Origin of the sequence: Phenylobacterium sp., from assembly GCF_046291545.1 — a bacterium.
Classification (GTDB): domain Bacteria; phylum Pseudomonadota; class Alphaproteobacteria; order Caulobacterales; family Caulobacteraceae; genus Phenylobacterium.
The window spans coordinates 1122264-1147900 of sequence record NZ_JBKBSM010000001.1 but is presented as its reverse complement, the minus strand read 5'-3'; the positions used below and the strand labels follow the sequence as shown (position 1 = coordinate 1147900).

The window sequence follows — 25637 nt, the reverse complement described above, 5'->3', positions numbered from 1 at the left end:
CGGCTCATGGCATGTAGCGCGCCGCTCTGAACTCCTGTGTGTTTCCGCCATGCCGATTCCGTTCATCGACCTCCAGGCGCAGCGCGCCCGCCTCGGCCAGGCCCTCGAGGACGCCATTCTCAAGGTCGTCCGCTCCGGCGCCTATGTGATGGGCCCTGAGATCGCCGCCTTCGAGAAGGCGCTGGGCGAGTTCGGCCAGGTGCCGTTCGTCCTGTCGTGCGGATCGGGCACCGAGGCGCTGCAACTGCCGCTGATGGCCTGGGGGATCGGGCCGGGCGATGCGGTGTTCTGCCCCTCCTTCACCTTCGCCGCCACGGCCGAGGTGATGCCCCTGGTGGGCGCCTCGCCGGTGTTCGTCGACATCCTGCCGGACACCTACAACATGGATCCGGCCCACCTGGACGCGGCCATCGAGGCGGTCAAAGCCAGGGGCGAGCTGAAGCCCAGGGCGATCATCGCCGTCGATCTGTTCGGCCAGCCGGCCGACTATCCGGCCCTCGCAGCGGTGGCGAGCAAGCACGGCCTGAAGCTGATCGCCGACTCCGCCCAGGGCTTCGGCTGCACGCTGGCAGGCAAGCACCCGCTCCACTGGGCGGACGTGGCCACCACCAGCTTCTTCCCGGCCAAGCCCCTGGGCTGCTACGGCGACGGCGGGGCGGTGCTCTGCAAGGACGAGCGGCTGCACGACCTGCTCGTCTCCCTGCGCGTCCACGGCCAGGCGGTGAAGTCCGACGTCGAGGGCCGCACCTTCGAGCACGACCCCAAGTACCTGAACATGCGCGTGGGGATGAACAGCCGGATGGACACCATCCAGGCGGCCGTCCTTTTGCAGAAGCTGACCATCTTCGCCGACGAGATCGAGGCGCGGAACCGGGTGGCCGAGCGCTACGCCGATGGGCTGAGGGGCGTCGTTGCAACGCCGAAGGTGATCGAGGGCGGCGTCTCGGTCTGGGCCCAGTACACCATCGAGACCGATGACCGCGACGGCCTGGTCGCCGCGCTGCGGGCCAAGGACATCCCAAGCGCCGTCTACTATCCCATCCCAATCCACCGGCAGGGCGTCTATTCTGGATATCCCCAGGGGCCAGGCGGCCTGCCGGTGACCGACGCCAAGGCCGGCGTGGTGATGAGCCTGCCCATGCATCCCTATCTGGAGGCCGACGTGCAGGACCAGATCATCGCCGCGATCCGCGCCCACGTCGGCAAGAACGCATGAGCGCCGACACCGGAGCCTCTCCCGCCGAAGCCATGGCCGCGGCCTTCGAGCGCCGCGCCGCCGACCGTGAGCTGGTGATCGGCGTCATCGGGCTCGGCTACGTCGGCCTGCCCCTGGCCGAAGGCTTCGTCGGGCGCGGATTCAGGGTGCTGGCCTACGATCCGGACGCGGCCAAGATCGACTCGATCCGCGCCGGGCGCACCTACATCCGCCATATCTCCGACGAGCGGGTCTCGGCGATGGTGGGCGGCGGGCTGCTGGACGCCACCACCGACGCCGACCGCCTGGCCGAAGCCGACGCCCTGCTGATGTGCGTGCCGACGCCGCTGAACGTGCACCGCGAGCCGGACTTGTCCTATGTCGAAGCCTGCGCGCGCACCATCGCCGAGCGCCTGCGCCCCGGCCAGCTCGTGGTGCTGGAGAGCACCACCTATCCCGGCACCAGCGAGGAACTGATCCGTCCGATCCTGGAGGGCTCCGGCCTGAAGGCGGGGATCGATTTCGCCATCGCCTACAGCCCCGAGCGGGAGGACCCCGGCAACATTCAGTTCGGCGCCACCTCGATTCCCAAGGTGGTCGGCGCCGACACCGAGGCCGAGCGGCGGATGGCGTGCGCGGTCTACGCGCCGCTGACCACGGTCGTGCCGGTCTCGGACCTGAAGACCGCCGAGGCCGTGAAGCTGACCGAGAACATCTTCCGCCTGGTGAACATCGCCCTCGTCAACGAGCTCAAAGTCGTTTTCGAGAGCATGGGCATCGACATCTGGGAGGTGGTCGACGCGGCCAAGACCAAGCCGTTCGGCTACATGCCCTTCTATCCGGGCCCCGGCCTGGGCGGACACTGCATCGCCATCGACCCCTTCTACCTGACCTGGAAGGCGCGCGCCCACGGCGAACAGACCCGCTTCATCGAACTGGCCGGCGACGTGGTCACGGCCATGCCCAAGCGCGTGGTCGAACATGTGGCCGAGGCGCTCTCCACGGCCCGGGCCAAGGCGGTGAACGGGGCGAGGATCCTGGTGGTGGGCCTGGCCTACAAGAAGAACGTCGACGACATGCGCGAGAGCCCCTCGCTGCATGTCATCCGCATGCTGCGCGAGCGCGGCGCGAGCGTGGACTATTACGACCCGCACATTCCCGTGGCCGCGGATACGCCCGAGCATCCCGAAGCCGCGGGCATGGTCTCGATCGCCTGGTCGCCCGAGGCGCTTGCGGCCTACGACTGCGCAGTGATCTGCACCGATCACGACGCCGTCGACTATGCGGCGCTGGCCGCGGCCCTGCCCCTGGTCGTCGACACGCGCAACGCCACCGCCCGGCTGGACGGCGCCTTCGCCGAGAAGATCTGGAAGGCCTGACCCTTCGGGCGCGCGCCGCCTACTTGAACCAGCAGAGCTGTTCGGTCGTGGCCAGGAGCGTTCCTTCCCGGCTCCACAGCGCCCCATGCTGGTCGAAGAAGCCGCTCTCGAAGCGCCGGGCCTGGGCCTCGGCCAGCACCCAGTCGCCGGCCACCTGCTCAAGTTCGGCCGGCGTGGCGTGGAAATAGACGCTCATGCTCACCGTCGAGACCGGCCGCCGCTCGGGGCTGCGGTAGAAGATGCGCGGGGCGAAGGCGTCCGCCAGGGCCGCCAGGAGGGGATAGTCCAGCGGCCGGGCTTCGGCGTCGCGGATCCAGGACAGGGTGTTGGTGCTCTCGCTCTCGCCCTGGAACGGCGGCGTGCCTCGCACCGGGCGGCTCTCGAACATGGCCCCGAAGGAAAGGCCCCTGCGCTCGGGCTTCGGCAGCCCCTCCGGCGCCGGCGCCTGGGGGAACACCGCTTCGTGCGCGCTCAGCGTCTCGCGCCTCTGGCCCAGGGTCACCATCGCCATCGCTGTCGGTTCGCCGTTCTGGATCAGTTCGGAGGTCCAGAACTCCATCGAGCGGCCCTGGCGCACGGCCCGGGTCTCCAGCGCCAGGGGCGTCTCGTCCAGCCCGCCCATCAGATTGGCCGTCATCGCCACCGGCGTGCCCGCGTGGTCGTGTTCGGCGAGGACCGCCTTGAGCAGCAGTCCCACCGTCCAGCCGCCCCAAGGTCCGATCGCGTTCCAGTACCGCTTGTCCACCCGGCTCAGCCAGCGCCGCCGGCCGTCTGCGGCCAGGGGCAGGGCGTCGTCGAAGGCGTAGGCGGCAGGCGTCGGGCCCGGCTGCATGGGAAATCCCTGATCTGAAAATGGGGGCGCCTTGGCGCGGCTTGAAACGCGCCGTTCTAAAGACTGCGCCGCCGGCCTGCGCAAGCCGCTTCATCTGCGGGGAAGGCCGTCATGCCGGCGCGGCCGCCGGGAGCGCCCGGCGACTCAGCGATTCATAGCAGGGGGCGAACCGGTTGAGCCGCCGGGCGATTTCGGGCTCTGGTTAGAGGGCTCCGAAACACTTGCGCCGGCCGCGCGCCGCCTTGCCTGGGAAGGCTTTCGGGCGTCGCGGGGCCGCCGCGCCGTCGAAGCCCCGGAAGGGTTCGGCGAATCGCGGCGTCGTCCTGATTGCGATTTATCGCCGCATCCGCGCGTCGCGCATGATCAAAACGGACTATGAGGCCGCAGATTGTGATCACGGACCGGTTATCTCAGTTCGCCGCCATGCGGCGCAGCAGCGCGTCCCAGTGCTTGAGGGCCAGGAAATGGCCGACGCCGGGCGCCAACCAGACCTCCTCGGCCTTATCGCCGAGGTAGTCCAGCAGGTCCTGCAGCGGGGCGAGCTTGTCCTCTTCCCCATGCCAGATCGTAAGCGGCGTCGTCAGCTCGGCGGCGGTCAGGTTCTGAGCCCGGCGGAACGCCCTCAGCTCGTCGGCCGGCCCCTTGGTGCTGTGCGCCAGGCACTCGCCGACATAGGCCGCAATGAACTCAGCGACTTCCGGGTGGTCCTCGAAATAGGCCTTGTCTCCGGCCGAGAACATGGCGGTGCGCCGCACCACCCGCTCGACCAGCGACACCGAAAGCTGCAACCGGATGATCGCGTAGAAGGTGTCCACCACCCACGGGCTCTTCTGGATCTGCTCACGGAACAGCATCAACGGGCCCCGCGCCTGGCCGTTGCTCTCCAGGGGACGCGGCGGGCGCCCGGAACAGATCAGCAGGCGGCGCGCGCGCGGGCCCAGACGGATCGCCGTCTGCACCGCCGAAGGCGTCGCCGACAGAATCGCCGCCAGCCCCACCTCCTTGAGGGCGAGCTGGTCGCATAGTTCGACCATGTCGTCGGCGACGGCGTCGAAGCTGTAGTCGGGGTGCGGATCGGACAGTCCGAAGCCCGGCCGGTCGGCGCAGACGATCCGCAGCCCCAGCCGCGCGGCCAGATCGTCGGTCCCCGGCGGGAGCAGGCTGGAGCCCATGCCCTCGTGGAAGGCCAGCACCACCCGCCCGGCCGGATCGCCATAGTCGCGATAGGCCAGCCGCCGTCCGTCGGGCAGGCGGACGTGCGCCACCGGCGGCGCCTTGCCCGAGAGCGCTGCGGGCGGCCGCATCGCCTCCGCCTCGATGGCGCCGGCCACGGACGACAGCTCGGTCAGGGCGCGCACCAGGTCGCTCTGCCGCTTCAGCCCCATCTTCTCGAAGATCGCCCGCAGCTGGTTGCGCAGGGTGTTGACGCTGACCTTCATTTCCTCGGCCGCTTCCTGCAGCGAGCGGCCATCGCGCAGCTTGCGGGCCAGACGCGCCTCCGCAGCCGTCAGGCCGAAGCTCTCGCGCAGGGTGCTCCAGAGCCGGTTGGTGGCCTCGGCGGCGGGAAACACGAGCGCGAAGGCGCCTCCCTCCGGCGCCGGGAAGCTGCGCCCGACGGTGGTCGGCAGGGCGAGCGCCGGCACCAGGTAGGCGAAGCATGGGCCTTCCTCCTCGCCGTCGCGCTCGAACTTCAGGATCGTCTGGCCGCCGCCCTTCTGGGCCGCCTGGTCCAACGCTCTGGCCAGCACTTCGCCATTGGCCGGATCATCGAAAGCCAGCTCGGCGCCGACCTGCAGGCGGCCGAGCCCCGAGGCCATCACCACCTGGGCCGACGGGTTGCAGCCCAGCACCCTGCCGGCGGCCGAGAGCACCGCCCAGGCCACGTCGGACCTCGGTGTCGAGGACGCGCCTCGGCTGACCAGCCGGGCGATGTCGGCCATCCGCTCCAGGTCCGGCGCCACGCCCGCCGGCGCCTCCTCGCCGGAGGAGAGCGCAAGCACCTCGATCAGCTGCTCCCACCCCTCCGGGTCGGCGGCGATCTGGTAGAGCGTCTCGATGACCAGGGCGACGTTCGCGCCCGAGGTGTCCTTCATGCAGGCGACCGCCCCCTCCCGGCCGATAGAACTCAAGATACGCAACTCATGGACGGTAGGATGCACGCGAGGCGCGAAGCGGGCCACGCCAATGCGACGTCAGTCAAGAACACCGACGATCGACGCGCGTTGCGAGATCTCAATCCAGTTGCCGTCGGGGTCGAGCACCATGGAGATCCGCGCGGTCGTCCCGAGGGTCACGGGCGCCACGGCCTCGCGTCCGCCGCGCTCGAGAATCCGTGCGTGTTCGGCGTCGACCTTGAACACCTGGAACGTGATGTAGCGCCAGCCCGTCCCGCGGAAGCCGGCCTCCGCCACGGCGTCGGACGACGGTTCGAGAATCAGCAGGCTCTCGCCGGCCCGGAACGCCGCGCCGCCGTCGTGCGGCTCCTCGGCCAGGCCCAGGGCGTCGCGATAGAAGGCGCGATGGGCGTCGAGGTCGCGCACCGCCAGTCGCACGCCGATCTGCCCCACCCCGCCGTGCCCAGGCGGAACCAGGCTCACCCGATTGCCGTCGGGGTCCGACATCGGCAGCGGCGCCGTCAGGCCGGGACGCGCGATGATCAGTTCGCGATAGCCGCTCGGGGGCGCGTCGGGCAGCGGCTCGGCATGGTGGTTGATCTTCAGCACCGAACCCAGCACGTCGTGCCGGTGCTGGTCCTGGCCGCGGCGGATCTTCAGGACGTGGTCGAAGGGGATCTGGACCTCGCCCTGCCAGAACCGCAGGAGGGGATCCAGGCGGTTCGTCGACAGACCAATGTCGACTCGTGGCTTCGCCAGTTCCATGCCGCTTCCCCTACGATAGTTTTCCTGGGTTGCCTCCACACCTCAGGCGTGAGAGGCGTGAAGTCAAACGATTGTTTAAGCCATTGGAGGAGGCGCTCATGAAGGCGGCGGTCTATTACGAGAACGGCGGCCCCGAGGTCCTGAAGTACGAGGACGTGCCGGACCCGCAATGCCACCCCAGGGGCGTGATCATCGAGGTTCAGGCCATCGCGATCGAGGGTGGCGACACCCTGAACCGCTGGCGCGGCCCGCTGATGACCAACCCCCACGTGGTCGGCTACCAGGCCGCCGGCGTGATCGTCGAGGTCGGCGAGGAGGTGACCCACCTCAAGGTCGGCCAGAGGGTCGCCACCGTGAACAACTGGGGCAGCCACGCGGCCCTGCGTTCCGTCCCGGCGCGCAACTGCTGGCCGGTGCCGGACGGCTACGACATCAAGAAGGCGGCCGCGATTCCGGTGACCTTCGGCACCGCCCACGACTGCCTGTTCGAGTTCGGCCGCCTGAAGGCCGGCGAGACCGTGCTGGTGCAGGCCGGCGCCTCGGGCGTCGGCGTGGCCGCCATCCAGCTGGCCAAGCGCGGCGGCGCCTCCCTCGTCCTCGCCACAGCCTCGTCGGACGAGCGTCTGGAGCGCCTGAAGCCCCTCGGCCTCGACCAGGGCATCAACTACCGGACCCACGAGGTGCCCAAGGAGGTCATGCGGCTGACCGACAACAACGGCGTGAACGTGGTGGTCGATTCCGTGGGCGGATCGACCTTGCAGGGCTCGATCCACAGCCTGGCCTACCGCGGGCGGGTGTCGATGGTGGGCGCCGCCGGCCGCGAGCCGATGGTGGTGGACGTGAGCTCCATGATGGGCGGCAACCGCTCGCTCTCCGGCGTCTTCCTGGGCGCGGAGATCATGACCGACCGGGTGCACGACAACATCCAGAGCCTGATCGACGACGCGGCCAGGGGCGAGCTGGAGGTGGTGATCGACCGCGTGTTCCCGCTGTCCGAGGCCGCCGCAGCCCACGCCTACATCGAAAGCCGCGCCGCCGTCGGCCGCGTGGTCCTGGTCCCCTGATCCCCGGCGCAGGAGCATCCCATGCCAAGAGCCCGCAACGGCGCGGTCAGCCTCGAATACGAGGTGTTCGGATCGGACGGCGCGCCCGCCATCCTGCTGATCAACGGCCTCGGCTCGCAGATGACGCGATGGCCCGAACCCTTCTGCGCCAGGCTGACCGAGAGGGGCTTCCGCGCCATCCGCTTCGACAACCGCGACACCGGCCTATCGACCTGGTTCCAGCCGGGCGACCGCTACACCCTGTCGGACATGGCGGCCGACGCAATGGCCGTGCTCGACGCCGCCGGGGCGGACGAGGCTCACGTGGCGGGGGTGTCGATGGGCGGCATGATCGCCCAGCTCGTGGCGATCGAACATCCGCAACGCACGCGCTCGCTCACCTCGATCATGTCGGCTAGCGGGGCCCCTGGGACCCTGGACTCCACGCCTGAGGCCGGCGCGGTGCTCGCGGCCGTTCCCCCGGACCCGAAGGCCGACTTCGAGGCGTTCCTGGCCCATGCGGAGAAGAACGCCCTGGTGATCGGCAGCCCGGGCTATCCCTGGCCGCCGGGCGCCTTGCGCGAGCGCGCAGCCGCCGAATACCGCCGCGCCTTCAACCCCACCGGCAGCCAGCGGCAGATGGGAGCGATCCGCGGGGATGGCGACCGGACCGAGCGGCTGGGCCGGCTGAAGCTGCCGGCTGTGGTGCTGCATGGGGCGGACGATCCGCTGGTGCCTCTGGCGGGCGGCCAGGCCACCGCCGCGGCCATTCCCGGCGCGGAGCTCCGGGTGATCGAGGGGATGGGCCACGACCTGCCGCCCGCGCTCTACGACATCGTGGCCGACGCCATCCTGTCCGCCGCCGCCCGCGCCTGAGACCTGATACGCAAGAAGAGGAACACCCCATGGGACGTCTTTCCGGCCGCACGGCCGTCATCACCGGCGCAGGCTCCGGCATCGGCCGGGCCGCCTCCCTGCTGTTCGCCCAGGAGGGCGCCAGCCTGGTGATCGCGGACAAGGCCGAGACGGTGAACGAGACCGCCGACATGGTCCGCGCCGCCGGCGGCAAGGCCGCGGCTCTGGTCGGCGACGCCGGCGAGGAGGCCTTCGTCGAAAGCCTGATCGGCCGGGCGGTCTCCGAATACGGCGGCCTGGACGTCTGCTGGGCCAACGCCGGCGTCAGCGGCGGCTGGACCGAATTCGACCAGCAGGACGCCGCGTTCTGGGCCGAGATCCTGCGGGTCAACCTGATCGGCGCGTTCCTGGCCGTGAAGCACGCCTCGCGGGTGATGCTCCCCAAGGGCAGGGGCTCGATCATCATGACGGCGTCCGTGGCCGGCATCCGTTCGGGCGCCGGCGGTTCGCCCTATTCGGCCTCCAAGGCCGGGGTGATCAACCTGGCGCAGACCGCGGCCAACGAGTTCTACGGCGCCGGCGTGCGCGTGAACTGCATCTGCCCCGGCCTGATCGAAACCGGCATGACCAAGCCGATATTCGACGGCGCCCGCGCCCGCGGCAACGAGGACAAGATCGGCCAGCTCAATCCGCTGGCGCGCTACGGCCTGCCTGGCGAGATCGCCTCCGCCGGCCTGTTCCTGGCGTCCGACGACAGCTCCTACGTCAACGGCCAGGCCATCGTGGTCGATGGCGGCCTGTCCAGCTCCCACCCCGTGGTGCGCCGCAAACGGTGATCTACCTGGTTCGTCACGGGCAGACGGCCTTCAACCGCGACGGCCGCCTGCAGGGTCACGTCGATTCGGAGCTGACGGACCTGGGCCTCGAGCAGGCGCGGCGCGTGGGCGAGCGCCTGCGCGCGCTCGTCGGAGAAGAAATGGGCTGGCGCATCGTCGCCAGCCCCCTCGGCCGCGCCCGCACGACCGCCGAGCACATCGCCCGCGCCCTCGGCGGAGCGGCGGTGGAGGTCCATGCCGAGCTGACCGAAGTCAGTTTCGGCGCCTGGGACGGCCGCCTGCGCGAGGAACTGCGCACGGAGTATCCGGACGCCTTCAGCCCCACCGGCTACATGTTCACTGCGCCGGCCTGCGAAACGTACGAGGCGGTGTGCGACCGCCTGACCGCCTGGCTCGCCGGCCTGGAGCCGGAGCCGGGCCGCCGGGTGATCGCCGTGAGCCACGGCGTGTCCGGCCGCGTGCTCCGCGGCCTCTACGCCGGCCTCTCGCGCGAGGCGGCCCTCGCGCTTCCCGTCCCGCAGGACGCCGTGTTCCGCCTGGCCGGCGGCCTCATCGAGAGGATCGAGGCCTGACCTGATCGGCTTGGGGCCGAGCGGCGCGAGAACGGCCGCCAGGCGGCAGGCTGGGCCCCAGCGGGCAAGTCCTGCACGGCGCCGTCTGCCGAGGCCGGACCGGACCGCGCCTGGCGCCATTGAAGTCTCTGGCTTTTTTCGGGACCGAAGCCTCGCACGCAACGTGCAGGCGCAAGCGCAGGACAAGGAGGCGTCATGTTCTCGTTCGGCGTAGCCCCCACCGGCGGGGCGGCTTCCATCTCCAGCTACGGCCAGGGCGGCGGCGCGGTCGGCGCCCCCTCGCCCAAGGAAGAGTTCCTCGAATTCGCCCGCATGACGCCCGCGCAGAAGATGCGGGCGCAGATCCTCGGCGCCATGGGCCTCACGGAGGACGACCTCAGGGCGATGGACGACAAGGAGCGCCTCAAGATCGAGGAGCGCATCAAGGAGATGATCAAGGAGCAGGTCGAGAACGACGCCACCAAGAAGACCGGCGTCATCATCGACGTGACGGCCTGACCCCTCCTAGTCGTCGAACACTTCGGACAGGACGTAGCCGGCGGCCACCCCCAGGGCGAAGGCCCCGCCGATCAGCGAGGCCAGCAGGCCGGGCGAAAGGTGCAGCAGCCGCGGCGGGCGGCCATAGACGCCCCGCCCGCCCCCGGCCACGGCGTATTCATAGTCCTCGATCGGCGTATCTTTCAGGTCCGGCCACATCGCCTGGCGCTCACCCTTGCTGCTCTGTCCGCCCCCACATCTGGCCTTTCCTGCGGCCGGACGCTAGAAGCGCTCCCCAATCCTATAGACCTGCCCGATCGAGCGACATGGCCGGACACTCAAAATTCAAGAACATCATGCACCGGAAGGGGCGCGCCGACGCCGCCCGCTCCAAGCTCTTCTCCAAGCTTTCGCGCGAGATCACCGTGGCGGCCAAGTCCGGCATGCCGGACCCGGCGATGAACCCGCGGCTGCGGCTGGCGGTGGCCAACGCCAAGGCCGAATCCATGCCCAAGGACAACATCGACCGCGCCATCAAGAAGGCCAGCGGAGGCGACGCGGAGACCTACGAGGAAATCCGCTATGAAGGCTTCGGTCCGGGCGGCGTGGGCGTGATCGTTGAGGTTCTCACCGACAACCGCAACCGTGCGGCCTCCAACGTGCGCTCCATCTTCGCCAAGAACGGCGGCAATCTGGGCGAGACCGGCGCGGTGTCGTTCATGTTCGACCGCGTGGGCCAGATCACTTACCCGGCATCCGTCGGCGGCGAGGACAAGGTGATGGAGGCGGCCATCGAGGCCGGCGCCGACGACGTGGAGTCCGACGAGGAAAGCCACGTCATCTACACCGCCTTCGAACAGCTCTCGGAAGTCGCCCAGGCGCTGGAAGCCTCCCTCGGCGAAGCCAAGTCCACGACCATCGCCTGGCGGCCCAAGACCCTGACCCCCGTGGACGGCGAGCAGGTCCCGACGCTGATGAAGCTGATCGACTCGCTGGAAGACGACGACGACGTGCAGAACGTCTACGGAAACTACGACATCGCCGACGAAGACCTGGCCAAGCTGGAAGGCTAGGTCGCCGGAGAATTCGCCAAGAGGGGAACGCGGGCGGCGGGGGGCGCAGATCCGCCCCCAGCGCCGCTCCGCCACGTCCGCGCCCCGAACTCTCCTGGCGACGAAAAAGCCGGAGCGACGACGTTCCTGGCAGGCGCGACGGCGGAGCGCCGCGCCTGAACTTCCTAGGCCGCTACTCGGCGGCCTGGCGCGACACGCCGATCTTCGGGGCCAGCTCGCCCGAGGCGTAGCGCTTGGCCATGGCCGACATCGGGATCGCCTTGATCTTGGAGGCGTGGCCCGCGGTTCCGAACTCTTCGAAGCGCTGCTTGCAGACCGCGCGCATGGCCTCCATGGCCGGCTTCAGGTACTTGCGCGGGTCGAACTCTGAGGGGTTTTCGGCGAAAACCTTACGGATCGCGCCGGTCATGGCCATCCGGTTGTCGGTGTCGATGTTGATCTTGCGCACGCCGTGCTTGATGCCGCGCTGGATCTCCTCCACCGGCACGCCCCAGGTCTGGGGCATCTCGCCGCCGTACTTGTTGATGATGTCCTGCAGTTCCTGCGGCACCGACGAGGAGCCGTGCATCACCAGGTGGGTGTTCGGCAGACGGCGGTGGATCTCCTCGATCACGTTCATGGCCAGGACTTCGCCGTCCGGCTTGCGCGTGAACTTGTAGGCGCCGTGGCTGGTGCCCATGGCGATCGCCAGGGCGTCGACCTCGGTGGCCTTCACGAACTCGACGGCCTGATCCGGATCGGTCAGGAGCTGGTCATGGCCGAGCTTGCCCTCGAAGCCGTGGCCGTCCTCCTTCTCGCCCATGCCGGTTTCAAGGCTGCCCAGCACGCCCAGTTCGCCCTCGACGCTGGCGCCGACCCAGTGGGCCATGTCCACCACGTTGCGGGTCACCTGGACGTTGTAGTCGTAGTCGGCGGGGGTCTTGCCGTCGGCCTTCAGCGAGCCGTCCATCATCACCGAGGTGAAGCCGTACTGGATCGCCGTGGCGCAGGTCGCCTCGTTGTTCCCATGGTCCTGGTGCATGCAGATCGGGATGTGCGGATACATCTCCGCCATGGCGTCGATCAGGTGCTTGAGGACGATGTCGTTGGCGTAGGAGCGGGCGCCGCGGCTAGCCTGCATGATCACCGGCGAGTCGGTGGCCTCGGCGGCCTCCATGATCGCCAGCGCCTGCTCCATGTTGTTGATGTTGAACGCCGGCACGCCATAGCCATGCTCGGCGGCGTGATCCAGGAGCTGTCTCAGAGTAATCCGGGCCATTCTCGCCGTTCCGTCCTTCGTATCCTATTGGGCCAGGGCCGCCACGCCGGGCAGCGTCTTGCCCTCCATCCATTCAAGAAACGCGCCGCCGGCCGTCGAGACGAATGTGAAGTCCTCCGCGCAGCCCGCGTGGTGCAGGGCCGCCACCGTATCACCGCCGCCGGCCACCGCCACCAACTTGCCAGATTTGGCGAGGTTCCCCGCCAGGCGCGCCGCCTCCACCGTACCCTTGTCGAAAGGCGGGATCTCGAAGACGCCGAGCGGCCCGTTCCAGATCAACGTCCTGGAGTTGGCCATCGCCCGCCCCAGCCGTTCCACGGTCTCAGGGCCTGCGTCCAGAATGCGTTCGTCGTCGTCCACTTCGCCAAGGCCCCGCACCCGGGCCGGAGCGCCGGGCGCCATCTTCTCGGCCACCACGATGTCCAGCGGCAGGAAGAGCTTGCAGTTGTTCTGGCCGGCCAGGCGGATGATCTCCCGCGCTGTCTCGGCCATCTCCTTTTCGCAGTAGGAGGCGCCGACATCATGGCCCTGGGCGTACAGGAAGGTGTTCGCCATACCCCCGCCGATGGCGAGCTTGTCGAGCTTGGTCACCAGGTTGCGCAGGAGGTCCAGCTTGGAAGAGACCTTCGAGCCGCCGACGATCCCCATCACCGGCCGCTGCGGATCGCCCAGCGCCTTGTTCAGGGCGTCGAGCTCCAGGCGCATCTGCTCGCCCGCATAGGCCGGCAGGATGTGTGCGAGGCCTTCGGTGGAGGCGTGGGCCCGGTGCGCGGCGGAGAAGGCGTCGTTGACATAGAGGTCGCCGTTCGCGGCCAGCGCTCGGGCGAACTCCGGATCGTTGGCTTCCTCGCCCGGGTGGTAGCGGACGTTTTCCAGCAGCACCACGTCGCCGGGCTTCAGCGCCTCGACGGCCGCGCGAGCCGGCTCGCCGACGCAGTCGTCGGCGAAGGCGACGGTCGCGCCAAGGACCTTGGCCAGGGCCGGGGCGATGGGCGCCAGGCTCATCTCGGGGACGCGCTTGCCCTTGGGCCGGTCGAAGTGGGCGATCAGCACCACCCTGGCGCCGCCCTGGCGCAGCTTTTCGATGGTGGGGATGGCCGCGCGCAGGCGGGTGTCGTCGCTGACCTCCCCGTCGGCCATCGGCACGTTGAAGTCTACGCGCACCAGTGCCCGCTTGCCGGACAGGTCCGCCTCGTCGAGGGTCTTGAACTTCATTCGGTCATCCTCACCGTGCGTCCCGCGCCATGCCCGGGACGGCGCCGACCGCACCGGTCTGTGATTTCACCTGGATTCCCCCGGCCCGCAGGGGCCGGGGGGCGCAGAAGCGTCAGATCAGCTTGGCCATGGCGAGCGCGGTGTCGCTCATGCGCGTGGAGAAGCCCCACTCGTTGTCGTACCAGGCCAGCACGCGGCCGAGCTGGCCTTCGATCACCTGGGTCTGCGGCAGGGCCGCGGTCGAGGACGCCGGCTGGTGGTTCAGGTCGATCGACACCAGCGGGTCGTTGGAGACCGCCAGGACGCCCTGCAGCGGTCCGGCCGACGCCGCGGCCTTCAGGGCTTCGTTGATCTCGTCCTTGGTGATGCTGCGGCCCGGGACGAACTTCAGGTCGACCACCGAGACGTTGGGGGTCGGCACGCGGATCGAGGAGCCGTCCAGCTTGCCCTTCAGTTCCGGGATCACCAGGCCCAGCGCCTTGGCCGCGCCGGTGGAGGTGGGGATCATGCTCATGGCCGCCGCGCGGGCGCGGTAGAGATCCTTGTGCATGGTGTCCAGCGTCGGCTGGTCGCCGGTGTAGGCGTGGATGGTCGTCATGTAGCCGCGCTCGATGCCGCACAGGTCGTGGATGACCTTGGCGACCGGCGCCAGGCAGTTGGTGGTGCACGAGGCGTTGGAGACGACCAGGTCGTCCTTGGTCAGGGTGTCGTGGTTCACGCCGAAGACGATGGTCTTGTCGGCTTCGTCGCAGGGGGCCGAGACCAGGACGCGCTTGGCGCCGGCGTCCAGGTGGGCCTTGGCCTTGTCCTTGGAGGTGAAGAGGCCGGTGCACTCCAGCGCGATGTCGACGCCCAGCTCCTTGTGCGGCAGCTCAGCCGGGTTGCGGATGGCCGTGACCTTGATCTTGCCGAAGCCCACGTCGATCGTGTCGCCGTCGACCTTCACCTCGCCGGGGAAGCGGCCATGCACGCTGTCGTAGCGCAGCAGATGAGCGTTGGTCTCCACCGGGCCCAGGTCGTTGATGGCGACGACCTCGATGTCGCGACGGCCATGCTCGGCGATCGAGCGCAGGATGTTCCTGCCGATGCGGCCGAAACCATTGATGGCGACGCGAACGGTCATGGCGGAGTTCTCCTGATGGCGGGCCGGGCGGCCCTGATTGGCTTGTTTTGGGGCGGTTTCTTGAGGCCGGGGCCGCCCGAGTCAACCCCCGGCGGGCGCTTAGCAAGATCAAGTCCAGTGTCGGACTGAAACGCGTGAGGTTCCCCGCCGATCCGGGGGCCGCCGTCCTCAGCCTCGGACGGGCCGAACCCGGGCCGCCGCCTCGCTCGCGCGGGCCCTGGCGGTGTCGGTGTCGGCGGCGCGGGCGAGCGCCACGCCCATGCGCCGGCGCTCATAGGCCTCGGGCTTGCCGAACAGGCGCAGGTCCACCCCCGGGAGCGCCAGAGCCTCGTCGACGCCCTCAAAGGCGACGCCCTTCGCGTCCATGCCGCCGTAGATCACGGCGCTGGCGCCGGGTTCGCGCAGGGACACGTCCACCGGCAGGCCGAGGATGGCCCGGGCGTGCAGGGCGAACTCGCTCTGGTGCTGGGTGGCCAGCGTCACCAGGCCCGTGTCGTGCGGCCGCGGGCTCACCTCAGAGAACCACACCTCGTCGCCCTTCACGAACAGCTCCACGCCGAAGATCCCAAGTCCCCCCAGCGCAGTGGTCACCTGGTCTGCGATGCTCCGCGCGCGCTCGAGGGCCGCCGGGCTCATCGCCTGCGGTTGCCAGCTCTCGACATAGTCGCCCTTGACCTGGCGATGGCCGATCGGCGCGCAGAAGCTGGTCTGGATCTGGCCGTCCGGCGAGCGGGCGCGGACGGTGAGCTGGGTGATCTCGAAATCGAAGTCGATGCGGCCCTCTACGATCACCCGCGGCTGCTCCACCCGGCCGCCTTCCATGGCGTAGCGCCAGGCCTGGGCGATCTCCCCCGGGCCTTCGACATAGCTCTGGCCCTTGCCGGACGAGGACATCACCGGCTTCACGAAGCAGGGAAACCCCGTCACGCCCCGCGCCGCCGCCGCCAGCTCCGCCTCGGAGGAGGCGAAGGCGTACGACGACGTGGGCAGTCCCAGCTCCTCGGCCGCCAGCCGGCGGATGCCCTCGCGGTTCATGGTCAGTTGCACGGCTCGCGCCGTCGGGACCACCACCGCCAGCCCCTCGGCCTCGATCGCGGCCAGCTCGTCGGTGGCGATCGCCTCGATCTCCGGCACGATCAGGTGCGGGCGCTCAGCTTCCACCAGGTCACGCAGCGCCAGCGCGTTGGTCATGGCGATTACGTGCGCCCGATGCGCCACCTGCTGGGCCGGGGCGTCGGCGTAGCGGTCGACGGCGATCACCTCGACCCCCAGCCGCTGCAGTTCGATCACCACTTCCTTGCCCAACTCGCCCGCGCCCAGCAGCATCACCTTCAGGGCGGTGGGCGAGAGCGGCGTGCCGAGGCGCATGGTCGTCAGGCTCCGAGCTTGGCCTTCGCCGCGGCGACGACCGCCTCGGCCGTGATGCCGAATTCCTTGTACAGCCGTTCGGCGGGGGCGCTGGCGCCGAAGCTCGTCATGCCCACGAAGACGCCGTCCTCGCCGATGAACCGCTCCCAGCCGAAGCCGACGGCGGCCTCGACCGCCACGCGGACCGGCGCCTTGCCGATCACCTGCGCCCGGTAGCGGGCGGGCTGGGCGGCGAACAGCTCCCAGCAGGGGGTGGAGACCACCCGCGTGGGCACGCCGTCGGCCTCCAGCGCCTCACGGGCGGCCAGGGCGATCGACACCTCGGTGCCAGAGGCGAAGATGCTGACCTTGGCCGGGCCCGAGGCGGCCGCCAGCTCGTAGGCGCCCCTGGCCGAGAGGTTCTCTTCGGCGGCTTCGGTGCGCACGGCGGGGACCTTCTGCCGCGACAGGGCGAGCAATGATGGCGTCGCCTTGGCCTGCAGGGCGGCCTTCCAGCACTCGGCGGTCTCCACCGCGTCGGCCGGACGGAACACCAAGAGGTTCGGCATGGCGCGCAGCGAGGCCAGATGCTCCACCGGCTGGTGGGTCGGTCCGTCCTCGCCCAGGCCGATGGAATCGTGGGTCATCACGTGGACCACCCGCACCCCCATCAGCGCCCCCAGCCGGATCGCCGGCCGGCTGTAGTCGGAGAACACCAGGAAGGTGCCGCCGTAGGGGATGATCCCGCCGTGCAGGGCCATGCCGTTCATGGCCGCGGCCATGCCGTGCTCGCGCACGCCGTAGTTCACGTAGCGGCCCGCGTAGTCAGGGGCGTCGAAGAACTGGGTGTTCTTGACGAAGGTGTTGTTGGAGCCGGTCAGGTCGGCCGAGCCGCCGACCATCTCCGGGATGGCCGGGAACAGCGCGTCGAGCGCCGCGCCGGAGTGCTGGCGCGTGGCGGCGGCCGGCTTGGAGGCGATCGCCTCGGCGATGTGGCGGTCCAGCCGCTCGAAGGCGTCGGCCGGCAACTCGCCCTTGATCGCCCGCTCGAACACCGCGCGATGGGGCGAGGCGGCCAGGCGAGCTTCCCAGGCGCGCCTAAGCTTGCGCCCCCGGCGGCCGGCGGCGCGCCAGGGCTTGTAGGCTTCTTCCGGGACGACGAAGGGCTCATGCGGCCAGCCAAGCTTTTCGCGGGTGGCCGCCACCTCGTCCTTGCCCAGGGCCGCACCGTGAGTCTTGTGGTTGCCTTCGAGGGTGGCCGCGCCCTTGCCGATCTTGGTGCGGCAGGCGATCAGGCTGGGGCGGTCCTGCTTGACGGCCCAGGCCAGGGCGCGACGGATCTGGCCGGCGTCATGGCCGTCGATCGCCTTGACCGCCCAGCCGGCGGCCTTGAAGCGGGCCATCTGGTCGCCGGTCTCCGACAGGGTGATCGGTCCGTCGATGGTGATGTTGTTGTCGTCCCAGAGCACCGTCAGCTTGGCGAGCTTGAGCCGCCCGGCCAGGCTGATCGCCTCGTGGCTGACTCCCTCCATCAGACAGCCGTCGCCGGCCAGCACCCAGGTGCGGTGATCGACCAGGTCGGCGCCGAAGCGAGCGGCCAGATGGCGCTCGGCCATGGCCATGCCCACCGCGGTGGCGATGCCCTGGCCCAGGGGCCCGGTGGTCGTCTCCACGCCCGGCGTGTGGCCGTACTCGGGGTGGCCGGCGGTGTTGGAGCCCCATTGGCGGAAGTTGCGCAGCTGCTCCATGGTCATGGCCTTGAAGCCGGTCAGGTGCAGCAGGGAATAGATCAGCATCGAGCCGTGGCCCGCCGAGAGCACGAAGCGGTCGCGGTCGGCCCAGTCCGGCTTGGCGGCGTCGTACTTCAGGAACTTGGACCACAGGACCGTCGCCACATCGGCCATGCCCATGGGCATGCCGGGGTGTCCGGAGGCGGCCTGTTCGACGGCGTCCATCGAGAGCACGCGGATGGCGTCGGCCATGGTCGGTTGCGGTGCAGACATTGCGGCGGTGGTCCCAAATCGGCGGAGTCGAGGCGAGGGCGGGCGTGGCATGCGGCGCGGCGAGGGTCAAGAAAACCAAGCGCTTTCGATCACGCCCCGGGGCGGTCTATAGATTGGGAGCCACACCCTGGGAGTGCGGAATGATCCGTGAGCCGAGCGAAAGCGCCATCGACCAGGCCGCAAGGCGGCTGGAGCGGGCCCTGACGCGACTGGAGCAGAAGCTGGCGGCACAAGGCGGAGGCCAGGTTTCGGCCGGTCTCTTCGACCAGGACGCGGCCCGCCTCGCCGAGGAGCTGGAGAAAGCCCGCGGGCGCGAACAGGCGCTGGAGGAGGCCGGCGCCGCCGCCTCTGCGGCCCTTGGCCGCGCCATCGACGAGATCCGCGCCGCCCTGGGCGCGGAAGCCGCCGCCCCGGTGGGAGAATAGCCCATGGCCCAGGTCACCATCGACGTGAACGGCCGGCCCTACACCGTCGGCTGCGAGGACGGCCAGGAGCAGCACCTCCTGGACCTGGCGCGGATGTTCGACCGGCTGGTGCGACAGGTCTCGCAGGACATGGGCCAGCTGGGCGAGACCCGGCTGTTCCTGATGGCTGCGCTTCTGCTCGCCGACGAGATGACCGACACCCGCGCGCGGATGACCGCCATCCAGGGCGAACTGGCCCGGCTGCAGTCCGACAACGCCCGCATCGAGGCCCGCGCCGCCACCGTCCTGGAGAAGGCCGCCCGCCGCATTGAGCAGCTCGCCGGCGAGTAGGGCCACTAGCGGCGTGACGCCGCGGGCCCCGCCCCGTTGTGAAAACCCTTCCGACCCCCTACGTTCGGAAACGGCGGGTCGTGCTGCGGCTCACGTCGAAGGCAACATATCCCAGCGACCTTAATCATCTCGAAGGGAGCTGTCCCTGTCCGGGACCGTGGTCTCGGGCATACGGCGCCCACCTGGTCTACCAGGTCGAGGGGATTTAAACCGCCCTTCACGGTTCACGCGGCGCCGCCACCCACGTCCCCAATGGCTGGGAACTCAAGCTCTGGGCGTCGCCGCCGATCCTGCCTCCGCCAAGCTCGAGCTGCGCCGACGCCTGCGGGCCCTGCGCCGCCGCCTCGCCGCCGCGCGCCCGAACGCGGGGGCGGACGCCGCGGCGCATGCGCCGCCTCATCTGGCGGCGCGGGCGCGGGTGATCGCCGCCTACCACCCCGTCGGCGCCGAGATCGACCCCTTGCCCCTGGCCCGCGCCCTGGTGGCGCAAGGCGGCGCGGACCTCGCCCTGCCCGTCACCGTGGACCGCGAGAGCCCCCTGGAGTTTCGGCTGTGGACTGCGGACATGGTCCTGGAGCCCGACGCCCTCGGCGCCTCGGCCCCGCCGGCCGATGCGCCCCGCGTGCGGCCGGACCTGGTGATCACCCCGCTCCTGGCCTTCGACCGCTTCGGCGGGCGTCTCGGCCAGGGCGGCGGGCACTACGACCGCACCCTGGAGGCGCTGCGGGCAAGCGGCCCGGTCTTGGTGCTCGGCCTCGCCTTCGCCGGCCAGGAGGTGGACCGCCTGGAGCTCGATGCGCACGACCAGCGCCTTGACGCGTTGCTGACCGAGACGGGCTATATGGAGTTCGAATAGGAATAGCCGATGCGTTTCGCCTTCTTTGGAGATGTCGTGGGCCGGTCGGGCCGCGACGGCCTGTCCGAACACCTGCCCCACCTGCGCCGGCGCCTGGGCCTGGAGTTCGTGATCGTCAACGCCGAGAACGCCGCGGCGGGCTTCGGCGTGACCGAGAGCACGGCCCGTGAACTGTTCGACGCCGGCGCCGACTGCCTGACCCTGGGCAACCACTCGTGGGACCAGAAGGAGGCGTTGACCTACATCGTGCGCGAGCCGCGCCTGATCCGCCCCCTCAACTATCCGCCCTTCGCCGACATTCCCGGCCGCGGCGCCCAGCTGTTCGAGACCGACTCTGGCCGTCGCATCCTGGTGATCAATCTGCTGGGCCGGGTCTACATGGACCCGCTGGACGACCCCTTCGGCGCCGTGGACCGCGAGCTGGAGGCCTGTCCTCTCGGCGCCGTGGCCGACGCCATCGTCGTCGACATGCATGCGGAGGTCAGCTCGGAGAAGATGGCCATGGGCCACTTCTGCGACGGACGGGCGAGCCTGGTGGTGGGCACCCACACGCACGTGCCGACCGCCGACGCCCAGATCCTGCCCGGCGGCACCGCCTACCAGACCGACGCCGGGGCCTGCGCAGACTACGACAGCGTGATCGGCAACCAGAAGGAAGAGCCGCTCCGGCGCTTCACCACGCGTGTCTCCGGCGGCCGGTTCAAGCCGGCGGAGGGCCCCGCCACCGTCTGCGGCGTCTATGTCGAGACGGACCCGGCGACGGGGCTGGCGCACCGGGTCGAGCCGATCCGCGTCGGCGGCCGGCTTTCGCCGCACATCCCCTCGGTCGAGGCGGTCGGAGCCTCCTAGGCGGCGCGGACACGCGCCAGGGTCGAAGCGCCGCCGGCGCCGCGGGCGATCGCCAGAATCAGTTCGCGCGGATTGATCGGCTTGGCCTGGACGGCGTCGAACCCCAGGCGCGTCAGGCGCTCGTCCTCGCCCACCATCGCGTCCGCCGTCAGCGCCACCACGGGCAGGTCCGGGGCGACGCCCGCCTCGCCGCGCCGGATCGCCAGAAGGGCCTCGATCCCGTCCATCCGCGGCATGTGGAGGTCCATAAGCACCAGGTCGTAGGCGCGGATTCGCAGCATCTCCAGTCCCTGGACGCCGTCGTCGGCCGTATCGACCACCGCGCCGGCGGCCTCCAGCACGGCGCGGGCGACCGCCTGATTGATACGGTTGTCCTCCACCACGAGCAGCCGCAGGCCCTCGACGCCGCCCTCGGGCGCGACGGGCTCCTCGGCGGGCGCCGGCGCATCCACCGCGGACAGCGGCAGGGTCACGCGGAAGGTCGAGCCTTCGCCTTCGGCGCTCTCCACGATGATGTAGCCGCCCATCAGGCTCGCGAGTTCGCGACAGATGGCCAGACCAAGGCCCGTGCCGCCGAACCGACGAGCGACACTGAGGTCGGCCTGGGTGAACGGCTGGAACAGTCTCGCCTGCTGCTCGGCCGACATGCCGATGCCCGTGTCGTCCACGCTGATCTCGACCCCTTCGCCCCGCGCGGGACGCAGGGACAGGCGCACGCAGCCCTGGGCGGTGAACTTCAGGCCGTTTGACACCAGGTTCAGCAGGATCTGCCGCAGCCGGGTCGGATCGCCCTCGACCCAGCGCGGCGTCGCCGGGTCGATGTCGCAGATCAGGCGCAGGCCCTTGGCGTTCGCCGCGTCCAGCCACAGATCGCGGACGCGGGCGGCGAGGTCGTGCAGGTCGAAGGGCTCGCTGACGAGATCCAGCTTGCCGGCCTCGACCTTCGAAAGATCGAGGATGTCGTTGAGGATCGCCATCAGGGTGTCGCCCGAGCGGATCAGCATGTCCGCCTGCTCGGCCTGCCGTGGATCGAGCGGGCCCTCCCTGAGCGCCCGGGCCATGCCAAGGACCCCGTTCATCGGCGTCCGCAGCTCATGGCTCATCATGGCGAGGAAGGCCGACTTGGCCGCGCTTGCGTGGAGCGCCTGCGCCTTCGCGGCCTCCAGCTCGGCGGAGGCGCGCCGGTGCATCTGGGCCGCAGCGATGGCGTAGCCCACCACCATCATCGAACCGGCCACGGCGGTCACCCACTCCGCACCGCTGAATCCCGAGAAGATGGTCAGGCCCGCCAGCACCGACGTCGGCACGCCCGCAACCAGGCCGAAGGCGAGCTGGGAGCGGGAGGTGAACGCCTGGGCATGAATGAGCTGGCCGGCGAAGTAGCAGAAGGCGGCGAGCTGAAGGGCCGGCTTGCCGGTCAGCCAGTAGACCGCGCCGCCCGCCGACCAGACGCAGGTCATCACGAAGACGGCGGCCAGATAGTTCACCCGCCCGGCCAGGGTGGTTTCGCCGCCCGCCATCTGGCGGCGGGTGGCGGCGAAACTCCAGGCCTCGGTGGCGAGGAGGGCGGCCAGCCAGCCGGCGCTCATCGCCCAGCCGAACGTCAGGGTCATCAAGGCGGCCGCCAGGACGCCGGACACCAGCCTGGCCGCCGTGGTCCTGCGGGCGTCGCGGGCAACGCCGTCGATACGACGGTCCAATAGGCTGAAGGCGTCCGCCTGGGGCGTCCCTGCGATACCGAACATCGGCGCACCTGCGTCTGCGGCCCGAGGCCGCGGTCAAGGTGGCCGCGAATGGTGAACCGAGGGTTTCAGCGCGGCGGCGGACCGCTCCGGTCGGCCCGATCCCTGGGCGCCTTGCCACCGGGCGGACCGTCCGGCGCGCGGGGCAGCGTGGCGAGCGTCAGCTGCCCGTCGCCATCCTTGTCGAGGATGGTGAACCGCTTGGCGGCGGTCCTCGCCCATTCGTCGGCGGTGACGCGGTAGTCGAGGTTGAGATCGGCGCCCCGCACCGGCTGCGGCTCGTTGAGCATGGAGAAGCGCGCCGCGCCCTCGCGGCCGATCACCGCCTTGCCGGATCGCTTGGCCCCGCCGGGCGGCCCGCCTTCGCCGCCGCCCCGCATCGGCCGTCCGCCTCCCGGACCCTGCGCGTCAAAGGACATGCGGGTGATCTCCGGGGCGATGGTCTTTTCGTAGACCTGGTTCTCCTGTCCGCCGACCAGGCCGTCGGCGTCGGCGTCCAGCCGCTTGAAGAAGCGCATGGCGTCGGCGCGGAACTCGGCCAGGGTGAGGACGCCGTCGTGATCGGTGTCCGCCCCGGCGAACCAGGCGGCGCGGCCGTCCTCGTCCCGGAAGGGCTCGCCCGCCGGGCTGATGAACAGGCGGCCCGCGCCCGGCCCTCTTCCTGGGCCTCCCGGACCTTCAGGGGCGGGCTCGCCGGGCGGCGGGGCGGCGTGGGCGGCGGGACCGAGGGCCAGGACGGCCGCGGCGAACGCAAGGGTGGTGCGAAGGACGAAGCGGGAGGGCGTCATGGGCGGCGAGCCTGATCCCCGGCTCTGGCCGAATTGGGCCCGGGCGGTAACGGCGCCGTAACAGCGCCCCTTGGGGCGGTTGCACGGTCAGGCGCGGCGCCCCATCGTCCGGCCTCGTTCACCGCACCAAGGGGGCAGCCATGGTCAATTTCATCATCCGCGCGGCCTTCGGCGCCCTCGGGCTATGGCTGGCCGCCCAGCTTCTGAGCGGCGTGAACGTCAGCAGCACCACCGTCCTGATCATCGCCGCCGTGCTGCTGGGCCTCGTCAACGCCGTGATCCGCCCGATCGTGGTGATCCTGACCCTGCCCTTCACGATCATCACGCTCGGCCTGTTCCTGCTGGTGGTGAACGCCGCGATGATCGGCCTCGTCGCCGCGGTCATTCCCGGCTTCTCGGTCGACGGGCTGGGCTCGGGGATTATGGCGGCGATCATCACCGGCCTCGTGTCCTGGGCCGGTTCGGTCGTCGCCGCCGAGCCGAAGAAGGGCTGAGCGCGGCGGCGGCCAAAGAAAAAGGGCGGAGCCTTGCGGCCCCGCCCTTCCGATCTGCGTCTGAGCGCCCGGACTTAGAAGTCCATGTCGCCCATGCCGCCCGGCATGCCGCCGGGGGCCGCCGGAGCGTTCTTCTTCGGCGCTTCGACGATCGCCGCTTCCGTGGTGATCAGCAGGCCGGCCACCGAGGCGGCGTCCTGCAGAGCCGTGCGCACGACCTTGGCCGGGTCGATCACGCCGGCCTGCACCAGGTCGACGTACTCTTCGGTCTGGGCGTTGAAGCCGAAGGTGGGCGAGGCGTTCTCCAGCACCTTGCCGACCACGATCGAGCCTTCGACCCCGGCGTTTTCGGAGATCTGGCGGATCGGGGCCTGCAGCGCGCGGCGGACGATGGCGACGCCGGCGTCCTGATCGTCGTTGTCGCCCTTGAGGCCTTCAAGCGCCTTGGAGGCCTTGAGCAGGCAGACGCCGCCGCCCGGAACGATGCCTTCTTCCACCGCAGCGCGGGTGGCGTTCAGCGCGTCGTCCACGCGGTCCTTCTTTTCCTTCACTTCGACTTCGGTCGCGCCGCCGACGCGGATCACCGCGACGCCGCCGGCCAGCTTGGCCAGACGTTCTTGCAGCTTCTCCTTGTCGTAGTCCGAGGTGGTGTCCTCGATCTGGCGCTTGATCTGGGCGACGCGCGCCTCGATGCCTTCCTTTTCGCCGGCGCCGTCGACGATCGTGGTGTCGTCCTTGGTGATCGACACCTTCTTGGCGCGGCCCAGCATCTCGAGCGTGACGCTCTCGAGCTTGATGCCCAGGTCTTCGGAGATCAGCTGGCCGCCGGTCAGGATGGCGATGTCTTCCAGCATGGCCTTGCGGCGGTCGCCGAAGCCCGGCGCCTTGACCGCCGCGACGCGCAGGCCGCCGCGCAGCTTGTTGACCACCAGGGTGGCCAGGGCTTCGCCTTCGACGTCTTCAGCGATGATCAGCAGCGGACGGCCCGACTGGACCACCGCTTCCAGCACCGGCAGCAGCGGCTGCAGCGACGAGAGCTTCTTTTCGAAGAGCAGGATCAGCGGCTCTTCGAGTTCGGCCTCCATCTTGTCGGCGTTGGTGATGAAGTAGGGCGACAGGTAGCCGCGGTCGAACTGCATGCCTTCGACGACGTCGAGTTCGGTCTCGGCGGTCTTGGCTTCCTCGACGGTGATCACGCCTTCGTTGCCGACCTTGTCCATGGCCTTGGCGATCATCTCGCCGACCTCGGTGTCGCCGTTGGCCGAGATGGTGCCGACCTGGGCGATTTCGGAGTTGGTCGTGACCTTCTTGGAGGTCGACTTGATCTCCTCGACGACCTTGGCCACGGCCTTGTCGACGCCGCGCTTCAGGTCCATCGGGTTCATGCCCGCGGCGACCGACTTCAGGCCTTCGACCACGATGGCCTGGGCCAGCACGGTGGCGGTGGTGGTGCCGTCGCCGGCCTTGTCGTTGGTCTTGGAGGCGACTTCGCGGATCAGCTGGGCGCCCAGGTTCTCGAACTTGTCAGCCAGTTCGATTTCCTTGGCGACCGAGACGCCGTCCTTGGTCGAGCGCGGAGCGCCGAACGACTTTTCGATGACGACGTTGCGGCCCTTGGGGCCCAGGGTCACCTTGACCGCGTTGGCCAGGGTGTTGACGCCGCGCAGCATGCGGTCGCGCGCGTCAGAAGAGAAATAGACGTCTTTAGCGGCCATTTTCCTGCTCTTTCAGATGGGGTTTTGGAGGGGTCCGGGCGCTTACTCGACGACGCCCAGGATGTCGCTCTCCTTCATGATGAGGAGGTCCTCGCCGTCGATCTTCACTTCCGTGCCAGACCACTTGCCGAAGAGGATGCGGTCGCCCTTCTTCACGTCGAGGGGCTGGACCTTGCCGTTGTCGTCACGGGCGCCGGGGCCGACGGACAGGACTTCGCCTTCCTGCGGCTTTTCCTTGGCGGTGTCGGGGATGATGATCCCGCCCTTGGTCTTTTCTTCTTCCTCGACGCGCTTCACGAGGACGCGGTCTCCCAGAGGACGAAACGCCATTGATGTTGTCTCCGTTCGGGA

At 69.8% G+C, this 25637-nt stretch carries 26 protein-coding genes and 1 other RNA gene; 14 read left to right on the top strand and 13 right to left on the bottom strand.

Features of this window, described 5'->3' with window-relative positions; genetic code table 11:
• The first annotated feature begins 49 nt into the window (after positions 1–49).
• Together ACK4YQ_RS05705 and ACK4YQ_RS05700 are read left to right on the top strand one after the other, a co-directional pair.
• Positions 50–1216, top strand: coding sequence for a DegT/DnrJ/EryC1/StrS family aminotransferase (locus tag ACK4YQ_RS05705; RefSeq protein ID WP_409609155.1), 1167 nt, complete (start codon positions 50–52; stop codon positions 1214–1216).
• Positions 1213–2574 (top strand): nucleotide sugar dehydrogenase, encoded by a 1362-nt coding sequence (locus ACK4YQ_RS05700; protein ID WP_409609153.1) that lies wholly within the window; start codon positions 1213–1215, stop codon positions 2572–2574. The genes ACK4YQ_RS05705 and ACK4YQ_RS05700 overlap by 4 nt, the downstream gene beginning before the upstream one ends.
• 19 nt (positions 2575–2593) lie before the next feature.
• On the opposite strand, the gene ACK4YQ_RS05695 is transcribed toward ACK4YQ_RS05700, so the two are convergent.
• The 3 genes from ACK4YQ_RS05695 to ACK4YQ_RS05685 form a co-directional block, all read right to left on the bottom strand.
• Positions 2594–3406, bottom strand: coding sequence for an acyl-CoA thioesterase (locus tag ACK4YQ_RS05695; RefSeq protein ID WP_409609151.1), 813 nt, complete (start codon positions 3404–3406; stop codon positions 2594–2596).
• A 410-nt stretch (positions 3407–3816) separates the two neighbouring features.
• Positions 3817–5535 carry an alpha/beta fold hydrolase gene (locus tag ACK4YQ_RS05690; protein ID WP_409609149.1) on the bottom strand — a complete coding sequence of 573 codons (1719 nt, stop codon included), beginning with the start codon at positions 5533–5535 and terminating at the stop codon, positions 3817–3819.
• 63 nt (positions 5536–5598) lie between these two features.
• Positions 5599–6285, bottom strand: a complete 687-nt coding sequence (locus ACK4YQ_RS05685) for a VOC family protein (protein ID WP_409609147.1) — start codon at positions 6283–6285, stop codon at positions 5599–5601.
• Positions 6286–6383: 98 nt separating this feature from the next.
• On the opposite strand from ACK4YQ_RS05685, the gene ACK4YQ_RS05680 reads away from it, so the two are divergent.
• The 5 genes from ACK4YQ_RS05680 (at position 6384) to ACK4YQ_RS05660 (ending at position 10089) form a co-directional block, all read left to right on the top strand.
• The gene (locus ACK4YQ_RS05680) at positions 6384–7349 is read left to right on the top strand and encodes a zinc-binding alcohol dehydrogenase family protein (RefSeq protein WP_409609145.1); all 966 of its coding nucleotides are present in this window, start codon (positions 6384–6386) and stop codon (positions 7347–7349) included.
• Positions 7350–7370: 21 nt separating this feature from the next.
• Positions 7371–8204 carry an alpha/beta fold hydrolase gene (locus ACK4YQ_RS05675; protein WP_409609143.1) on the top strand — a complete coding sequence of 278 codons (834 nt, stop codon included), beginning with the start codon at positions 7371–7373 and terminating at the stop codon, positions 8202–8204.
• A gap of 29 nt (positions 8205–8233) precedes the next feature.
• Positions 8234–9019, top strand: coding sequence for an SDR family NAD(P)-dependent oxidoreductase (locus ACK4YQ_RS05670; protein ID WP_409609141.1), 786 nt, complete (start codon positions 8234–8236; stop codon positions 9017–9019).
• The gene (locus ACK4YQ_RS05665; RefSeq protein ID WP_409609139.1) at positions 9016–9591 is read left to right on the top strand and encodes a histidine phosphatase family protein; all 576 of its coding nucleotides are present in this window, start codon (positions 9016–9018) and stop codon (positions 9589–9591) included. The genes ACK4YQ_RS05670 and ACK4YQ_RS05665 overlap by 4 nt, the downstream gene beginning before the upstream one ends.
• Positions 9592–9786: 195 nt before the next feature.
• Positions 9787–10089: a hypothetical protein gene (locus tag ACK4YQ_RS05660; protein WP_409609137.1), complete on the top strand. Its 303-nt coding sequence runs from the start codon at positions 9787–9789 to the stop codon at positions 10087–10089.
• Positions 10090–10095: 6 nt separating this feature from the next.
• Here ACK4YQ_RS05660 and ACK4YQ_RS05655 read toward each other — a convergent pair whose 3' ends face one another.
• Entirely contained in the window at positions 10096–10287 is a 192-nt protein-coding gene (locus ACK4YQ_RS05655; RefSeq protein ID WP_409609135.1) for a hypothetical protein, read from the bottom strand.
• A gap of 107 nt (positions 10288–10394) precedes the next feature.
• Here ACK4YQ_RS05655 and ACK4YQ_RS05650 point away from each other — a divergent pair, with 107 nt between their 5' ends.
• A complete protein-coding gene (locus tag ACK4YQ_RS05650; RefSeq protein WP_409609133.1) occupies positions 10395–11141 on the top strand; it encodes a YebC/PmpR family DNA-binding transcriptional regulator in 747 nt (248 codons plus the stop codon).
• A gap of 172 nt (positions 11142–11313) precedes the next feature.
• Here ACK4YQ_RS05650 and fba read toward each other — a convergent pair whose 3' ends face one another.
• The 5 genes from fba to tkt form a co-directional block, all read right to left on the bottom strand.
• Positions 11314–12399 (bottom strand): class II fructose-bisphosphate aldolase, encoded by a 1086-nt coding sequence (fba, locus tag ACK4YQ_RS05645; RefSeq protein WP_409609131.1) that lies wholly within the window; start codon positions 12397–12399, stop codon positions 11314–11316.
• Positions 12400–12423: 24 nt separating this feature from the next.
• Positions 12424–13614 carry a phosphoglycerate kinase gene (locus ACK4YQ_RS05640; RefSeq protein ID WP_409609129.1) on the bottom strand — a complete coding sequence of 397 codons (1191 nt, stop codon included), beginning with the start codon at positions 13612–13614 and terminating at the stop codon, positions 12424–12426.
• A gap of 112 nt (positions 13615–13726) precedes the next feature.
• Entirely contained in the window at positions 13727–14737 is a 1011-nt protein-coding gene (gene gap / locus ACK4YQ_RS05635) for a type I glyceraldehyde-3-phosphate dehydrogenase (protein ID WP_409609127.1), read from the bottom strand.
• Between the two features lie 168 nt (positions 14738–14905).
• A complete protein-coding gene (gene purT, locus ACK4YQ_RS05630; RefSeq protein ID WP_409609125.1) occupies positions 14906–16105 on the bottom strand; it encodes a formate-dependent phosphoribosylglycinamide formyltransferase in 1200 nt (399 codons plus the stop codon).
• 5 nt (positions 16106–16110) lie between these two features.
• Positions 16111–18087, bottom strand: coding sequence for a transketolase (tkt, locus tag ACK4YQ_RS05625; protein WP_409609123.1), 1977 nt, complete (start codon positions 18085–18087; stop codon positions 16111–16113).
• A 140-nt stretch (positions 18088–18227) separates the two neighbouring features.
• Here tkt and ACK4YQ_RS05620 point away from each other — a divergent pair, with 140 nt between their 5' ends.
• From ACK4YQ_RS05620 to ACK4YQ_RS05600, 5 genes are all read left to right on the top strand, one after another.
• Positions 18228–18512, top strand: a complete 285-nt coding sequence (locus ACK4YQ_RS05620; RefSeq protein WP_409609121.1) for a DUF4164 family protein — start codon at positions 18228–18230, stop codon at positions 18510–18512.
• A 3-nt stretch (positions 18513–18515) separates the two neighbouring features.
• Positions 18516–18842 (top strand): cell division protein ZapA, encoded by a 327-nt coding sequence (locus tag ACK4YQ_RS05615; RefSeq protein ID WP_409609119.1) that lies wholly within the window; start codon positions 18516–18518, stop codon positions 18840–18842.
• Between the two features lie 77 nt (positions 18843–18919).
• A non-coding RNA gene (gene ssrS / locus ACK4YQ_RS05610) (6S RNA) lies at positions 18920–19081 on the top strand.
• A gap of 17 nt (positions 19082–19098) precedes the next feature.
• Positions 19099–19698 carry a 5-formyltetrahydrofolate cyclo-ligase gene (locus ACK4YQ_RS05605; protein ID WP_409609536.1) on the top strand — a complete coding sequence of 200 codons (600 nt, stop codon included), beginning with the start codon at positions 19099–19101 and terminating at the stop codon, positions 19696–19698.
• 9 nt (positions 19699–19707) lie between these two features.
• The gene (locus tag ACK4YQ_RS05600; protein ID WP_409609117.1) at positions 19708–20547 is read left to right on the top strand and encodes a YmdB family metallophosphoesterase; all 840 of its coding nucleotides are present in this window, start codon (positions 19708–19710) and stop codon (positions 20545–20547) included.
• On the opposite strand, the gene ACK4YQ_RS05595 is transcribed toward ACK4YQ_RS05600, so the two are convergent.
• Together ACK4YQ_RS05595 and ACK4YQ_RS05590 are read right to left on the bottom strand one after the other, a co-directional pair.
• A complete protein-coding gene (locus ACK4YQ_RS05595) occupies positions 20544–22292 on the bottom strand; it encodes an ATP-binding protein (RefSeq protein ID WP_409609115.1) in 1749 nt (582 codons plus the stop codon). The genes ACK4YQ_RS05600 and ACK4YQ_RS05595 overlap by 4 nt on opposite strands.
• A 65-nt stretch (positions 22293–22357) precedes the next feature.
• On the bottom strand, positions 22358–23077 hold the full coding sequence (locus tag ACK4YQ_RS05590; protein ID WP_409609113.1) for a hypothetical protein: 720 nt from the start codon (positions 23075–23077) through the stop codon (positions 22358–22360).
• Positions 23078–23217: 140 nt separating this feature from the next.
• On the opposite strand from ACK4YQ_RS05590, the gene ACK4YQ_RS05585 reads away from it, so the two are divergent.
• Positions 23218–23571 (top strand): phage holin family protein, encoded by a 354-nt coding sequence (locus ACK4YQ_RS05585; RefSeq protein ID WP_409609111.1) that lies wholly within the window; start codon positions 23218–23220, stop codon positions 23569–23571.
• A gap of 74 nt (positions 23572–23645) precedes the next feature.
• Here the strand turns inward: ACK4YQ_RS05585 and groL are convergent, their stop codons facing one another.
• On the bottom strand, positions 23646–25286 hold the full coding sequence (gene groL, locus ACK4YQ_RS05580; protein WP_409609109.1) for a chaperonin GroEL: 1641 nt from the start codon (positions 25284–25286) through the stop codon (positions 23646–23648).
• 42 nt (positions 25287–25328) lie between these two features.
• Complete coding sequence (groES, locus tag ACK4YQ_RS05575; protein ID WP_409609107.1) at positions 25329–25616, bottom strand: co-chaperone GroES; 288 nt, start codon at positions 25614–25616, stop codon at positions 25329–25331.
• Between the last annotated feature and the right edge of the window lie 21 nt (positions 25617–25637).

Bases quoted from the DNA above. Each gene is read 5' to 3' on its own strand.
- ACK4YQ_RS05705 (WP_409609155.1), top strand. From the start codon at position 50: ATGCCGATTCCGTTCATCGACCTCCAGGCGCAGCGCGCCCGCCTCGGC.
- ACK4YQ_RS05700 (WP_409609153.1), top strand. From the start codon at position 1,213: ATGAGCGCCGACACCGGAGCCTCTCCCGCCGAAGCCATGGCCGCGGCC.
- ACK4YQ_RS05695 (WP_409609151.1), bottom strand. From the start codon at position 3,406: ATGCAGCCGGGCCCGACGCCTGCCGCCTACGCCTTCGACGACGCCCTG.
- ACK4YQ_RS05685 (WP_409609147.1), bottom strand. From the start codon at position 6,285: ATGGAACTGGCGAAGCCACGAGTCGACATTGGTCTGTCGACGAACCGC.
- ACK4YQ_RS05680 (WP_409609145.1), top strand. From the start codon at position 6,384: ATGAAGGCGGCGGTCTATTACGAGAACGGCGGCCCCGAGGTCCTGAAG.
- ACK4YQ_RS05675 (WP_409609143.1), top strand. From the start codon at position 7,371: ATGCCAAGAGCCCGCAACGGCGCGGTCAGCCTCGAATACGAGGTGTTC.
- ACK4YQ_RS05670 (WP_409609141.1), top strand. From the start codon at position 8,234: ATGGGACGTCTTTCCGGCCGCACGGCCGTCATCACCGGCGCAGGCTCC.
- ACK4YQ_RS05660 (WP_409609137.1), top strand. From the start codon at position 9,787: ATGTTCTCGTTCGGCGTAGCCCCCACCGGCGGGGCGGCTTCCATCTCC.
- ACK4YQ_RS05655 (WP_409609135.1), bottom strand. From the start codon at position 10,287: ATGTGGCCGGACCTGAAAGATACGCCGATCGAGGACTATGAATACGCC.
- ACK4YQ_RS05650 (WP_409609133.1), top strand. From the start codon at position 10,395: ATGGCCGGACACTCAAAATTCAAGAACATCATGCACCGGAAGGGGCGC.
- fba (WP_409609131.1), bottom strand. From the start codon at position 12,399: ATGGCCCGGATTACTCTGAGACAGCTCCTGGATCACGCCGCCGAGCAT.
- ACK4YQ_RS05640 (WP_409609129.1), bottom strand. From the start codon at position 13,614: ATGAAGTTCAAGACCCTCGACGAGGCGGACCTGTCCGGCAAGCGGGCA.
- gap (WP_409609127.1), bottom strand. From the start codon at position 14,737: ATGACCGTTCGCGTCGCCATCAATGGTTTCGGCCGCATCGGCAGGAAC.
- purT (WP_409609125.1), bottom strand. From the start codon at position 16,105: ATGCGCCTCGGCACGCCGCTCTCGCCCACCGCCCTGAAGGTGATGCTG.
- tkt (WP_409609123.1), bottom strand. From the start codon at position 18,087: ATGTCTGCACCGCAACCGACCATGGCCGACGCCATCCGCGTGCTCTCG.
- ACK4YQ_RS05620 (WP_409609121.1), top strand. From the start codon at position 18,228: ATGATCCGTGAGCCGAGCGAAAGCGCCATCGACCAGGCCGCAAGGCGG.
- ACK4YQ_RS05615 (WP_409609119.1), top strand. From the start codon at position 18,516: ATGGCCCAGGTCACCATCGACGTGAACGGCCGGCCCTACACCGTCGGC.
- ACK4YQ_RS05600 (WP_409609117.1), top strand. From the start codon at position 19,708: ATGCGTTTCGCCTTCTTTGGAGATGTCGTGGGCCGGTCGGGCCGCGAC.
- ACK4YQ_RS05595 (WP_409609115.1), bottom strand. From the start codon at position 22,292: ATGTTCGGTATCGCAGGGACGCCCCAGGCGGACGCCTTCAGCCTATTG.
- ACK4YQ_RS05590 (WP_409609113.1), bottom strand. From the start codon at position 23,077: ATGACGCCCTCCCGCTTCGTCCTTCGCACCACCCTTGCGTTCGCCGCG.
- ACK4YQ_RS05585 (WP_409609111.1), top strand. From the start codon at position 23,218: ATGGTCAATTTCATCATCCGCGCGGCCTTCGGCGCCCTCGGGCTATGG.
- groL (WP_409609109.1), bottom strand. From the start codon at position 25,286: ATGGCCGCTAAAGACGTCTATTTCTCTTCTGACGCGCGCGACCGCATG.
- groES (WP_409609107.1), bottom strand. From the start codon at position 25,616: ATGGCGTTTCGTCCTCTGGGAGACCGCGTCCTCGTGAAGCGCGTCGAG.